The following is a 13,763-nucleotide window of genomic DNA, read 5'->3' as shown; positions in this document are numbered from 1 at the left end:
GACAAATTTGTCAAGGTTATTCTCCAAAGATTTCTTTTGAAAGTTTGCGGCCTGTAGGTGTTGTAGCTAGACCGCCTTCAGCTGTTTCTCTGAAAGCAGTAGGCAGGCTTGACCCGACTTGATACATGGCGTCAATGACTTCGTCAACAGGAATTTTAGATTCGATTCCCGCAAGAGCCATATCAGCTGCAATAAAGGCGTAACTGGCTCCCATAGCATTTCGCTTGACACAAGGCACTTCCACTAGACCAGCTACTGGATCACAAATCAAACCCAGCATGTTTTTGATGACAAAACAAATAGCTTGACTAGCTTGAAAAGGTGAGCCTCCAGCAGCCAGAACTAAAGCAGCTGCACTCATAGCTGAAGCGGAGCCGACCTCAGCTTGACAGCCACCTTCAGCTCCCGAAATTGAGGCGTTATTAGCAATGACTAGGCCAAAAGCGCCTGCAGCTAATAGAAAGTTTAGCTGCTCTTCTTCTGATAGGCCTAATTTTTCAATGGCTGATGTAAGGACAGCAGGCAGACAGCCAGCGCTACCGGCTGTTGGTGTAGCACAAACCAAGCCCATTTTAGCATTATGCTCATTGACAGCAATAGCATTTTTTGCAGCAGTCAGCACAGTGTGGTCTGATAAAGCCTTTCCTGACTGGATATAGTGGTCAAGTTTTGCTGCGTCACCGCCAGTCAATCCACTGCGAGACTTGCTCTCATCAAGTCCAAGAAGGACAGAGGCTTTCATGACTTCCAGATTGCGATGCATCAGTCGCAGGACTTCATCTCTTTCACGACCAGTTAATTCATACTCGGTAGCAATCATCAATTCAGCAACATTTCCTTGGTAATCCAAGTCAGCTTGCTCTACCAATTCTTTGATGGAATAAAACATATTTTCTCCTATTTAAAGAAATTCACATTGTGCAGATGAGGAATATTACGGATTTCTTCAATAGCTTCTTCACAGCTACGGCTGTCAACTTCAATAATCATAATCGCTTTTTCTCCAGCCTTCTCACGGGTGACATTCATCTGAGCTATATTGATATTGTAGCGTGACAGAGCTTCGGTGACATGGGCAATCATACCAGGGACATCCTGGTGGACAATAATGATGGTCGGAGTATTCATGCTCAGAGATACTGAAAAGCCATTCAACTCTGTTACTTGAATGTTGCCTCCACCGATAGAGACTCCAGTCACACTGATCGTTTTATGGTCATTTTTGACTGTAATCTTTGTCGTATTTGGGTGAGGTGCATTGCTATCTTTTTGAATGGTCCAGACAATCTTGATACCGCGTTTATAGGCAATTTCAAGGCTGTTAGGAATCTCTGGATCATCTGTATCCATACCTAAAATCCCTGCTACAAGAGCCAAGTCAGTTCCGTGACCTCGGTAAGTTTTGGCGAAAGAGTTAAAGAGCTGGAACTCTACCTCTGTTGGCTCATCGTTAAAAATAGAGGAGACAATTTTTCCAATACGGACGGCACCTGCCGTATGGCTGCTTGATGGACCTATCATCACAGGTCCGATAATATCAAAAACAGATTGAAATCTTAGTGAAGTCATGATTTCTCCTTGCAGCTTATTTATTATTTTCATTATAACAAAGTTAAGGGCTTTCTGCTGATTTTTTGAATGAATTAAAAGTGGATATTATAAAAGTTTGTTAGAGAAGAAAGTAAACGAGAAAATCAATAACTTTACAACGTTGTAAATATTCTTTACAGTTGATAATTCTAGCTGAATTTCTGATTTGTTTTCCTAGTCCTTTCATGCTATAATAGGGCTTGCTCAAGCGACCTTCAATCGTTGAAAGCACAGCACGACCTTCAATCGTGAAATAACGAAAAGATTGGAGAACACAATGAGTGATAACTCTAAGATTCGTGTCGTTGTTGGTATGAGCGGAGGTGTTGATTCATCAGTAACTGCCTTGCTCTTGAAAGAGCAAGGTTACGATGTAATTGGCATCTTCATGAAAAACTGGGACGACACAGATGAATTTGGTGTCTGCACAGCCACAGAAGACTACAAGGATGTAGCTGCTGTTGCAGATCAGATTGGCATTCCTTACTACTCTGTCAACTTTGAGAAAGAGTACTGGGATCGCGTTTTTGAATACTTCTTGGCGGAATACCGAGCTGGTAGGACTCCAAATCCAGATGTCATGTGTAACAAGGAAATCAAATTTAAAGCCTTTCTTGACTATGCCTTGACACTGGGTGCAGATTACGTTGCAACGGGTCACTATGCTCAGGTGAAGAGAGACCAAGATGGCTTGGTTCACATGCTGCGTGGCAAGGACAACAATAAGGATCAGACTTACTTCCTAAGCCAACTATCACAGGAACAACTGCAAAAGACTATGTTTCCTCTGGGTCATTTAGAAAAACCAGAAGTTCGAGCAATTGCTGAAAGAGCTGGTTTAGCTACAGCTAAGAAAAAAGACTCGACAGGTATTTGCTTCATTGGTGAGAAGAATTTTAAAGAATTTCTGAGTCAATATTTACCAGCCCAGCCGGGTCGCATGATGACCTTGGAAGGCCGAGATATGGGCCAGCATGCTGGCTTGATGTATTATACTATTGGCCAGCGAGGTGGTCTTGGAATTGGTGGTCAGCACGGGGGAGATAATGAGCCTTGGTTTGTGGTTGGAAAAGATCTCAGCCAAAATATTCTTTATGTCGGTCAGGGCTTTTACCATGACAATTTGATGTCAACCAGCCTTGACGCTAGTCAGGTTCATTTCACAAAAGAAATGCCAGAAGAATTTACTATGGAATGTACAGCTAAGTTCCGTTATCGTCAGCCGGATTCCAAGGTGACAGTTACTGTAAAGGGTGACAAGGCAGTTGTCAACTTTGATAAACCACAAAGGGCTGTTACTCCAGGCCAAGCAGTCGTCTTCTATGATGGAGATGAGTGCCTGGGTGGAGGCTTGATTGACAGAGCTTATAAGAATGGTCAAGTCTTGCAGTACATTTAGATTGACAATTCAGCTCAATCTGCTAAAATAAGATAAGCAATACCTATGATGGTCAAAGCTCATGGATGTTGCAGGCTTTTTTGTCCTGCACTTCTAGAGACTTGGCCTTTTTTGGTGAAAAAATGAAGGAAAAAGAAATGTCACACAATTTTACTGAAAGTTATGATATTATCGTGATTGGAGCAGGGCATGCTGGGGTTGAGGCATCGCTTGCTGCTAGTCGAATGGGTTGTAAGGTTCTTTTGGCAACCATCAATATTGAGATGCTGGCTTTTATGCCCTGTAATCCCTCTATAGGAGGCTCTGCGAAAGGCATTGTCGTTCGTGAAGTAGATGCTTTGGGCGGAGAGATGGCCAAGAATATTGACAAGAGCTATATCCAGATGAAAATGCTCAATACAGGCAAAGGACCTGCTGTTCGAGCTCTTCGGGCGCAGGCGGATAAAGAACTTTATTCCAAAGAAATGCGGAAGACTGTTGAAAATCAAGAAAATCTGACTCTACGGCAAACCATGATTAATGAAATCTTAGTAGAAGATGGTAAGGTCATTGGGGTTAAGACAGCGACCCATCAGGAGTATGCGGCTAAAGCCGTCATTGTTACGACTGGAACAGCCTTACGGGGAGAAATTATCATTGGTGATCTCAAGTATTCATCTGGCCCTAATCACAGTCTAGCAGCCATTCCTTTAGCTGATAATCTGCGTGATCTAGGTTTTGAAATTGGTCGTTTTAAAACCGGAACGCCTCCGCGTGTTAAGGCGTCATCTATCAATTATGATGTGACCGAGATTCAGCCAGGTGATGAAAAGGCCAATCATTTCTCTTACACGTCTCGTGATGAGGACTATGTGAAAGATCAAGTGCCTTGCTGGTTGACTTATACCAATGCAGAAAGTCACGAAATTATCCAAAATAACCTGCACCGGGCTCCTATGTTTTCAGGTATCGTTAAGGGTGTGGGCCCTCGCTATTGCCCGTCAATCGAGGATAAGATTGTCCGTTTTGCGGATAAGGAACGCCACCAGCTTTTCTTAGAACCTGAGGGTCGTGATACAGAAGAAGTTTATGTGCAGGGGCTGTCAACCAGTCTGCCAGAAGATGTACAAAAGGACTTGGTTCACTCTATCAAAGGTTTAGAAAATGCTGAGATGATGCGGACAGGCTATGCCATTGAGTACGATATGATTATGCCCCACCAGTTGCGGGCAACCTTAGAAACCAAGAAAATTTCAGGACTCTTTACAGCAGGGCAGACCAATGGAACATCTGGTTATGAAGAAGCTGCAGGTCAAGGGATTATCGCTGGGATTAATGCGGCCTTGAAAATCCAAGGTAAGCCGGAGTTGATCTTGAAGCGCAGTGATGGTTACATTGGAGTCATGATTGATGATTTGGTGACCAAGGGGACCGTAGAACCCTATCGACTTTTGACCAGCCGAGCTGAATACCGTTTGATTCTCCGCCATGACAATGCTGACATGCGTTTGACAGAGATGGGACGGGAAATTGGTCTGGTAGATGATGAGCGCTGGGCTCGTTTCGAGATTAAAAAGAATCAATTTGACAACGAGATGAAGCGTTTGGAATCTATCAAACTAAAGCCTGTTAAGGAAACAAACGCTAAGGTAGAAGCGCTTGGCTTTAAGCCTCTGACGGATGCAGTGACTGCCAAAGAATTTATGCGGCGTCCGGAAGTATCTTACCAAGATGTAGTTCAGTTCATTGGTCCGGCGGCAGAGGAGCTTGATGAAAAGATTATCGAGCTGATTGAGACAGAGATTAAGTACGAAGGCTATATTTCCAAAGCTCTTGATCAGGTTGAAAAGATGAAGCGCATGGAAGAGAAGCGGATTCCAGCAAATATTGACTGGGATGATATTGATTCGATTGCGACAGAAGCGCGGCAAAAGTTCAAGAAAATTAATCCAGAAACGATTGGTCAGGCAAGTCGTATTTCTGGTGTCAATCCAGCAGATATTTCTATTTTGATGGTTTACTTAGAAGGCAAGTCCAGAAGCATTTCTAAAAATCAAGCGAAGTAACTCTTGTAAAAGGCTGAGTTTCCTTTGGGAAGCAGCCTTTTTGTGTAAATTTACAAGGGGTTGACAAGATTGTAAACTTTGAAAGACTATTTTTCGCTTCCTTTACCCTTCTTAAATGCTTTACTTATTGGGAGAAATTCGCTTTTTTCTAGGATTTATGGTAAAATGGCGGAATAAGAGGTCTATGATGAAAAAATTTCGTTTTGCCCCAATTCACTTGGCGATGGCGGGTCTAATTTCCTTTATAATCTTAGCCATCTGTCTGAGGCTTTTTGGTGATAGTTTGGCCATGCTAGCTGCTCTCATGCTTGTGCTGGCTCTTTTGATTGTGCTTTTTATCCAGCAACAGAGAGTATCCGAGCTAGATGAGATTGAGCAGATTCATTATGTCAATCATCAAGCAGAAGGAAGCCTCGCTTCCTTGCTGGATAAGATGCCAGTTGGTGTCATTAAAATCAGTGAAGATAGTGGTGATGTAGAGTGGTTTAATCCCTATGCAGAACTGATTTTTACAACCGAAGATGGTGATTTTGATGCTGATATGCTCAAGAATATCATGAAGGCTGCCTATTCAGATTCTGGTCATTATGCTACTGTTGGAGACAAGAAATATTCGGTTTACTTGGACCGTGCATCCAGTGTGTTTTATTTTTTTGATGCATCCAATGAATACGAAGCCACCGTTGGTCTGGTAACAACGCGCCCGGTGATCGGGATTATCTCGGTGGATAATTATGATGATTTGGAAGATGTCGTTTCAGACACGGATATCAGTCATATCAATAGCTTTGTGGCTAACTTCGTAGCAGAATTTTCTGAGCAGTTTCACATGTTTTACCGTCGGGTTGGCATGGATCGGTTCTATCTTTTTACCGATTACACAGTGCTGGAACAGCTGATGGAAAATAAATTTTCTATCATTGATCAATTCCGGACGGAAGCTAAAAATCGAGAGCTGTCGCTGACACTCAGTATGGGCTTTTCTTATGGCGATGGCAATCATGATGAAATCGGTCGGGTTGCCCTGCTTAACCTCAACTTGGCTGAAGTTCGTGGCGGGGACCAGGCTGTCGTCAAAGAAAATAATGACAACATGAACCCAATCTTCTTTGGTGGAGGAACGGCGTCAGCTGTTAAGCGCACGCGTACCCGTACTCGGGCTATGATGACTGCAATCTCTGATAAGATTAAGAGTGTGGATCAGGTGTTTGTAGTCGGACATAAAAATCTGGATATGGATGCCTTGGGGTCTTCTCTTGGTATGCAGCTCTTTGCTAGTAATATCATTGAGAAAGCTTATGTGGTCTATGATCCGTCTCAGATGGCTTCTGACATTGAGCGGTCCATTACAAAGCTCAAGCAGGAAGGAGCTGACTATCTGGTTCCGCTTTCTGAAGCAGTAAATATGGTGACCAATCGTTCGCTCTTGATTATGGTTGATCACTCCAAGATATCTCTGACTCTGTCTAAGGATTTCTTTGATCAATTCAGTCAGATTATCGTAGTCGACCACCATCGTCGTGATGAAGATTTTCCCGAAAATGCTGTGATTGCCTATATCGAAAGTGGGGCTAGCAGTGCCAGTGAGTTGGTAACGGAGCTGATTCAGTTCCAGAATTCTAAAAAGAACCGTCTCAGCAAGATGCAAGCCAGCATTCTCATGGCAGGTATCATGCTTGACACCAAAGGATTTTCATCTCGAGTCACTAGTCGGACTTTTGATGTGGCCAGCTATCTGCGGACTCGAGGCAGTGACAGTGTTGTGATTCAGGACATTTCCGCTACGAATTTTGAGGAATATCGTGCGATTAATGAGCTGATTTTAAATGGCAAGAAGATACTGCCTAATGTCATTGTAGCAGCTGGTCCAGAGGAGAATACTTATGATACAGTTGTCATCAGTAAGGCAGCTGATACCATGCTCTCTATGTCAGGAATCGAAGCTACTTTTGTCGTGAGTAAGAATACCAAAGGCTATGTGTCTATTTCGGCTCGCAGTCGCAGCAAGATCAACGTTCAGCGAATTATGGAAAAGCTGGGCGGTGGCGGCCATTTCAATCTGGCAGCAGCTCAAATTGAAGGTAAAACAGTTTCTGAGGTTCTTCAGTCGCTGAATCAAGAAATTATGGACCAAGTCATTAAAGAGGAAGTAATAATAGACGAGGAGAAAAAAGGATGAAAGTAATTTTTTTAGCAGATGTAAAAGGCAAGGGCAAAAAAGGCGAAATCAAGGAAATGCCGACTGGCTATGCTCAAAATTTTCTGATTAAGAAAAACTTAGCCAAGGAAGCAACAGCACAGGCTATCGGTGAACTGCGCGGCAAGCAAAAGTCCGAAGAAAAAGCTCACGCAGAACTAGTGGCAGAAGCTCAAGCTATTAAAGCTAAGTTAGCAGAAGAAGCTACTCTTGTTGAATTTACTGAAAAAGTTGGTCCGGACGGCCGTACCTTTGGCTCTATTACAAGTAAGAAAATAGCAGAAGAGCTGCAGAAGCAGTTTGGTATCAAAATTGACAAACGCCATATTAAGGTGGACTCACCGATTCGCTCCATTGGTCTGATAGATGTTCCAGTGAAAATTTATCAGGATATAACTGGGGTGATTCGTTTGCGGGTTAAAGAAGGATAATAGTGATTTGAAGGAAGGATTTACCGATGGCAGAGATTGATGAACTCCGAGCTCAGCCTCAGGATATTTTAGCGGAGCAGTCCGTCTTAGGAGCCATTTTCATTGATGAGAGCAAACTGGTCTTTGTTCGTGAGTATATCGAACCTGCTGACTTCTTTAAGTATGCCAATCGCTTGATTTTCAAGGCTATGATTGACTTGGCTGACCGCGGCGATGCCATTGATGCAACGACTGTTCGCAATATTTTGGACAGTCAGGGTGACTTGCAGAATATCGGCGGTCTCAGCTACTTGGTGGAAGTGGTCAATTCTGTGCCAACCTCTGCCAATGCTGAATACTATGCTAAAATCGTTGCAGAAAAGGCCATTCTAAGGCGGCTGATTTCGCGTTTGACAGAGTCTATCAATCAAGCCTACGATGGTGACCGGCTGTCAGAGGAAATTATCGCCGGAGCTGAAAAAGCCCTGATTGATGTCAGTGAGACGGCCAATCGCAGTGGCTTTAAAAATATCCGTGATGTGCTGAACCTTAACTTTGGCAATCTGGAGGCTCGGTCTCTGCAGACATCAGATATCACCGGAATTGCGACTGGCTATCGTGAGTTGGACAAGATGACGACTGGTCTGCATGAGGAAGAATTAATCATTTTGGCGGCCCGGCCAGCGGTCGGAAAGACAGCCTTTGCCCTTAATATTGCTCAGAATATCGGAACCAAGCTGGATAAGACTGTGGCCATTTTCTCTCTGGAAATGGGGGCGGAGAGCTTGGTGGACCGGATGCTGGCTTCAGAAGGGGTGATTAATTCTCATTCCATTCGTACGGGGCAACTGACAGATGAAGAGTGGCAAAAATATACCATTGCGACAGCTAATCTGGCTAACGCTAGTATCTATATTGATGATACACCAGGGATTCGGATTACAGAGATTCGCTCGCGGGCTCGAAAACTGGCACAGGAAACGGGTAATCTAGGGCTGGTCTTGATTGACTATCTGCAGCTGATTACAGGAACGGGTCGTGAAAACCGCCAGCAAGAGGTTTCGGAAATTTCCCGACAGTTGAAAATCTTGGCGAAGGAGCTCAAGGTACCAGTCATTGCGTTGAGTCAGCTCTCGCGTGGCGTGGAGCAGCGGCAGGATAAGCGACCAGTGCTGTCTGATATTCGGGAATCAGGTTCCATTGAGCAGGATGCGGATATCGTTGCCTTCCTTTACCGGGATGATTATTATGATCGAGCCGGTGAGGAGGAAGAAGGCATTCCCAACAACAAGGTTGAAGTCATTATCGAGAAAAACCGGAGTGGAGCGCGTGGTACAGTAGAGTTAATTTTCCAGAAAGAGTATAATAAATTCTCAAGTATTTCCAAAAGAGAGGACGAATAAAGATGAGTGATGCATTTACAGATGTGGCAAAAATGAAAAAAATCAAAGAAGATATCAAGGCGCATGAAGGACAAATCGTTGAGATGACGCTGGAAAACGGTCGTAAGCGCCAAAAAAGCAAGCAAGGCCGTCTGATTGAAGTCTATCCGTCTTTGTTTATCGTGGAATATTCCAATGAAGGCGGTCAGCCAGGGGAAATCTCCAATACCTATGTGGAGTCTTATACTTATTCTGACATTTTGACAGAAAAGAACCTCATCCGTTATTTTGATGAATAGAAAGGTCCAGTGGGCCTTTTTACTTATATTTGAAGCAATTCCTCAGTCAAATCGACGTATATAGAGGATGATAAGCAAAGAAAACAGGTGGTCATCATGATTAAAAATTTGGTTTTTGATTTGGGCAATGTCTTAATTGAATGGAATTCTGAGAAAATCTTGACATATTTTGAACCTGAGAAAGAGCGGCGGCAGGTTCTTAGGCAGGCCATTTTTGAGTCAGGTGTCTGGCATCAGACAGACAAGGGGGAGCTGAGTTTGAAAGATGCCTGTGAGGGAGTCCAGACTCAGCTAGATGCTTCCTATCATTCTGCCGTTAAGAATATCTTTTATCATTGGTATGAGGTTGTGCATGTTTACAGTGGTTTACAGGAAAGGATTCGGCTATGGTCTGATCAAGGTTATCGAATCTATATCTTGTCAACCACTTGTGAGATTTTTTATCATATTGAAAAAGCTGGTTTGTTGCCCATTTACCCACTGCTGTCGGGCTATATCCTTTCCTCAGAGGTCGGTGTCGTCAAGCCAGAAGTAGAGATTTACCACAAGCTGTTGAAAAAATATGGTCTGGATCCAGTGGAATCCGTCTTCATTGATGATATTCAGGCTAACTTAGATACGGCAGCTGAATTGGGCTTTGAAACCATCTTATCCACAAGCGAGACAGAGAATATCAGGGCTATGGAGACTTTGCTGGCTGCGAAAGGGAAGTTTGACTGATTGATGATCGTTTGCTTTACTTATCGTTGAAAAGGAGTGAGTCCAAGCTCCAACCTTGACATTTGCTGATGATTGCGCTATCATAGTCCTATATATGGGAGTCTGTGTACAGTCTGAGAGGAAGTGTAAGCTTCGACCGCACCTGATCTGGGTAATGCCAGCGTAGGAATCATACCGAAAATAGTGGTATTTGTGCGCCTTTTCCATATACGGAAAAGGCCTTTTCTTTTATCATCTTTATCGATGGTGATATCTTGAAGAATTGCAGTACTAAAATACAGGAAGGGAGGAAAATCGTTCTAATGAAAGCATTACAAAGGCTGATGCGGCAGCAAATCGGTCTCTTAGGTATGCTGGGTGTCCTTGTCATCTGGCAGGTCATGGGCTGGCTCAAGCTCTTGCCCAAGTTTATCCTGCCGACACCTCTGGAAATTGGTCAGGCCTTTATCAGAGATGCTGGCTTTCTAGCAAGTCATAGCTGGGCGACTTTAAAAGTAGCCTTGCTGGGTTTAGTCTTGGGCGTCATCTTGGCCTGTATACTAGCTATACTCATGGACAGTATGAGCTGGCTCAATGATCTAATCTATCCCATGATGGTCGTGGTGCAGACGATTCCGACCATTGCTTTGGCGCCAATCTTGGTTCTCTGGCTGGGTTATGGGATTTTGCCCAAGATTGTTCTCATTATTCTGACGACGACTTTTCCGATTATCGTCAGTATTCTGGACGGTTTTCGGCATTGTGACAGAGACACCTTGACTCTCTTTGAGCTCATGCAGGCCAATCGCTGGCAGATTCTCTGGCATTTTAAGATTCCAGCTAGTCTGCCCTATTTCTATGCGGGCTTGCGTGTCAGTGTTTCCTATGCCTTTATCACGACCGTAGTTTCTGAATGGCTGGGCGGTTTTGAAGGCTTGGGTGTTTATATGATTCAGTCCAAGAAACTTTTCCAGTACGACACCATGTTTGCCATTATCATATTGGTTTCGGTTATCAGTCTTCTGGGGATGAAGCTTGTGGCTGTCAGTGAAAAATATGTCATCAAGTGGAAATAGGAGCTCAGCTCTTCTATTTTCCAAATAAAGAAAAGAGGATAATGATGAAAAAAAGTTATAAAGTCTTGTTGGCAGGTTTGGCTGCTGTGTCAATTGTTGGCCTAGCGGCCTGCAACCAGTCGAAATCTACATCTGAGAGCAAGGGTAAAAAGATTGATTTTATCCTAGACTGGTCACCTAACACCAACCATACCGGCCTTTATGTAGCTCAAGAAAAGGGCTACTTCAAGGAAGCAGGCGTGGATGTGGATATCAAGTTGCCGCCTGAAGATAGCAGTTCGGATTTGATTATCAACGGTAAGGCGCCTTTTGGTATTTACTTCCAGGACTCTATGGCCAAAAAACTGGATAAGGGCGCAGAAATCACAGCTGTTGCGGCTATTGTAGAGCATAATACTTCGGGCATTATTTCCAAGAAGTCGGCTGGTATTAAAAGTCCTAAGGATCTGGCTGGGAAGAAATATGGTACCTGGAATGATCCGGTGGAGCTAGGCATGCTCAAAACTTTGGTTGAAAGCCAAGGAGGTCAGTTTGATGAGGTAGAAAAGGTTCCTAACAACGATTCCAACTCTATTACTCCGATTGAAAATGGCTTGTTTGATGCAGCTTGGATTTATCATGGCTGGGACGGCATCATGGCAGAGACTCAGGGCATGGACACTAATTTCTTTTATATGAAGGACTATGTCAAGGAGTTTGACTATTATTCTCCTGTCATCATTGCTAATAATGACTATCTCAAGAAGAATCCGGACGAGGCGAAAAAGGTCCTGCAGGCTATTAAGAAGGGTTATCAATATGCCATGGAGCACCCTGAAGAAGCAGCGGATATTTTAATCAAGCATGCGCCAGAGTTGAAAAACAAGCGTGACTTTGTCTTGGCTTCTCAAAAATATTTGTCCGAGCAATATGCATCAGATAAGGACAAGTGGGGTCAGTTTGAGGCTAGCCGCTGGAATGCCTTTTACAAATGGGCCAAGGATAAGGGGATCGTGGACAATGACTTGAGTGACAAGGGATTTAGCAACGATTATATAAAATAATGACAGAAATTAAACTTGAAAATGTAAGCTATGCTTATGATGAGCAGCAGATTTTGAAAGATATCAGCCTACAGGTAGAAGCAGGCCAGGTCGTAGCAATTTTGGGGCCTAGTGGAGTCGGGAAAACGACCCTCTTTAATCTAATTGCTGGGATTTTGGAGGTCCAGTCGGGCAGGATTGTCCTAGATGGGCAGGAAAATCCCAAGGGCCGGGTGAGTTATATGCTGCAGAAAGACTTGCTGCTGGAGCACAAGACGGTGCTGGGCAATGTCATCTTGCCCCTGCTAATCCGAAAAGTATCCAAAAAGGAAGCGACGGAGCAGGCAAGTCAGATTTTGAAGGAGTTCGGGCTCTTTGATGTGGCAGACAAGTATCCACATGAGCTGAGCGGGGGGATGCGGCAGCGCGTGGCTCTGCTGCGGACCTATATGTTCGGTCACAAGCTATTTCTTCTAGACGAGGCCTTTAGTGCTCTGGATGAGTTGACCAAGATGGAGCTGCACGCTTGGTATCTGGATATTCATCGTAGGCTGGGTCTGACGACTCTTCTCATTACTCATAGCATCGAGGAAGCTCTGGCTCTCAGCGACCATATCTATATTCTGAAAGATCGGCCTGGGGAAGTCGTTGCAGATCTCCAACTGACTTGGTCAGACAGTGAGGATAAGGAATTGCAGAAGCTGCGATACAAGCAGGAGATTTTGAGGATTTTAGGAGTGTGAAGTAACTGCCTGAATTCCTTTGCTTTAAAGAAACAACTTTAATCAAGCCTTTTGGCTTGATTTTTTGGATGAGCCCCTTTACTTTTGACTTAATTCATGGTACAATAGCCTTTGTGTGAAATAGCAGCAGGAAAGCATGGAGCTCGTCAACAGAACATCAGCTATAAAAAGTAGCCTTAGCTGTTTGGGCGAAAATGTTCTGCACGAATCAGGGCTTTCTAAGTGACTATTTCCTCAAAAATATTTTACAGGAGGACATTTTTATGTCACGTTATACAGGACCATCTTGGAAACAAGCTCGTCGTTTGGGTCTTTCTCTTACTGGTACAGGTAAAGAATTGGCTCGCCGTAACTATGTACCTGGTCAACATGGACCAAACAACCGCAGCAAATTGTCAGAATACGGTTTACAATTGGCTGAAAAACAAAAACTTCGTTTCACTTACGGTGTAGGTGAAAAACAATTCCGTAACTTGTTTGTTCAAGCTTCAAAAATCAAAGAAGGAATCCTTGGTTTCAACTTCATGCTTCTCTTGGAGCGTCGCTTGGATAACGTTGTTTACCGTCTTGGTCTTGCGACTACTCGTCGTCAAGCTCGTCAATTCGTAAACCACGGTCACATCCTTGTTGACGGCAAACGTGTTGATATCCCATCATACCGCGTAACTCCAGGTCAAGTAATCTCAGTTCGTGAGAAATCATTAAAAGTGCCTGCAATCCTTGAAGCTGTTGAAGCAACTCTTGGACGTCCAGCATTCGTATCATTCGATGCTGAAAAATTAGAAGGTTCATTGACTCGCCTTCCAGAGCGCGATGAAATCAACCCAGAAATCAACGAAGCACTTATCGTTGAATTCTACAACAAAATGCTTTAATTTGTATTTGTTCTGAAGTCGGTTTC

The 13,763-nt window shown here is 43.7% G+C and carries 13 protein-coding genes; 11 read left to right on the top strand and 2 right to left on the bottom strand.

Annotation, left to right across the window (positions count from 1 at the left end; translation table 11 throughout):
• Positions 1 to 16: 16 nt before the first annotated feature.
• Positions 17 to 889 carry an L-serine ammonia-lyase, iron-sulfur-dependent, subunit alpha gene (sdaAA, locus tag J1C77_RS11720; RefSeq protein WP_002905667.1) on the bottom strand — a complete coding sequence of 291 codons (873 nt, stop codon included), beginning with the start codon at positions 887 to 889 and terminating at the stop codon, positions 17 to 19.
• Positions 890 to 897: 8 nt separating this feature from the next.
• Positions 898 to 1,569, bottom strand: coding sequence for an L-serine ammonia-lyase, iron-sulfur-dependent subunit beta (gene sdaAB, locus J1C77_RS11715; protein WP_042763089.1), 672 nt, complete (start codon positions 1,567 to 1,569; stop codon positions 898 to 900).
• A gap of 274 nt (positions 1,570 to 1,843) precedes the next feature.
• On the opposite strand from sdaAB, the gene mnmA reads away from it, so the two are divergent.
• The 11 genes from mnmA (at position 1,844) to rpsD (ending at position 13,737) form a co-directional block, all read left to right on the top strand.
• Complete coding sequence (gene mnmA, locus J1C77_RS11710; protein ID WP_268869324.1) at positions 1,844 to 2,989, top strand: tRNA 2-thiouridine(34) synthase MnmA; 1,146 nt, start codon at positions 1,844 to 1,846, stop codon at positions 2,987 to 2,989.
• Between the two features lie 137 nt (positions 2,990 to 3,126).
• Positions 3,127 to 5,034 (top strand): tRNA uridine-5-carboxymethylaminomethyl(34) synthesis enzyme MnmG, encoded by a 1,908-nt coding sequence (gene mnmG / locus J1C77_RS11705; RefSeq protein WP_032905420.1) that lies wholly within the window; start codon positions 3,127 to 3,129, stop codon positions 5,032 to 5,034.
• A 157-nt stretch (positions 5,035 to 5,191) separates the two neighbouring features.
• Positions 5,192 to 7,213: a DHH family phosphoesterase gene (locus tag J1C77_RS11700; RefSeq protein ID WP_042763092.1), complete on the top strand. Its 2,022-nt coding sequence runs from the start codon at positions 5,192 to 5,194 to the stop codon at positions 7,211 to 7,213.
• Positions 7,210 to 7,662, top strand: coding sequence for a 50S ribosomal protein L9 (rplI, locus tag J1C77_RS11695; protein WP_002894242.1), 453 nt, complete (start codon positions 7,210 to 7,212; stop codon positions 7,660 to 7,662). Before J1C77_RS11700 ends, rplI begins: the two co-directional genes overlap by 4 nt.
• A 26-nt stretch (positions 7,663 to 7,688) precedes the next feature.
• Positions 7,689 to 9,044, top strand: a complete 1,356-nt coding sequence (dnaB, locus tag J1C77_RS11690; protein WP_002894241.1) for a replicative DNA helicase — start codon at positions 7,689 to 7,691, stop codon at positions 9,042 to 9,044.
• Between the two features lie 2 nt (positions 9,045 to 9,046).
• Positions 9,047 to 9,322 carry a Veg family protein gene (locus tag J1C77_RS11685; protein ID WP_002894239.1) on the top strand — a complete coding sequence of 92 codons (276 nt, stop codon included), beginning with the start codon at positions 9,047 to 9,049 and terminating at the stop codon, positions 9,320 to 9,322.
• Positions 9,323 to 9,418: 96 nt separating this feature from the next.
• Positions 9,419 to 10,042 (top strand): HAD family hydrolase, encoded by a 624-nt coding sequence (locus J1C77_RS11680; RefSeq protein WP_002922853.1) that lies wholly within the window; start codon positions 9,419 to 9,421, stop codon positions 10,040 to 10,042.
• Between the two features lie 302 nt (positions 10,043 to 10,344).
• Positions 10,345 to 11,097 carry an ABC transporter permease gene (locus tag J1C77_RS11675; RefSeq protein WP_002928546.1) on the top strand — a complete coding sequence of 251 codons (753 nt, stop codon included), beginning with the start codon at positions 10,345 to 10,347 and terminating at the stop codon, positions 11,095 to 11,097.
• A gap of 44 nt (positions 11,098 to 11,141) precedes the next feature.
• Positions 11,142 to 12,140: an ABC transporter substrate-binding protein gene (locus tag J1C77_RS11670; RefSeq protein WP_042763095.1), complete on the top strand. Its 999-nt coding sequence runs from the start codon at positions 11,142 to 11,144 to the stop codon at positions 12,138 to 12,140.
• A complete protein-coding gene (locus J1C77_RS11665) occupies positions 12,140 to 12,862 on the top strand; it encodes an ABC transporter ATP-binding protein (protein ID WP_002922858.1) in 723 nt (240 codons plus the stop codon). The genes J1C77_RS11670 and J1C77_RS11665 overlap by 1 nt, the downstream gene beginning before the upstream one ends.
• Positions 12,863 to 13,125: 263 nt before the next feature.
• Positions 13,126 to 13,737 (top strand): 30S ribosomal protein S4, encoded by a 612-nt coding sequence (gene rpsD / locus J1C77_RS11660; protein ID WP_002899562.1) that lies wholly within the window; start codon positions 13,126 to 13,128, stop codon positions 13,735 to 13,737.
• The last annotated feature ends 26 nt before the right edge of the window (positions 13,738 to 13,763 follow it).

This window comes from Streptococcus sanguinis, assembly GCF_050223295.1.
Lineage (GTDB): Bacteria > Bacillota > Bacilli > Lactobacillales > Streptococcaceae > Streptococcus > Streptococcus sanguinis_X.
The sequence above is the reverse complement of the archived record's forward strand: the minus strand, read 5'-3'. Positions and strand labels throughout refer to the sequence as shown.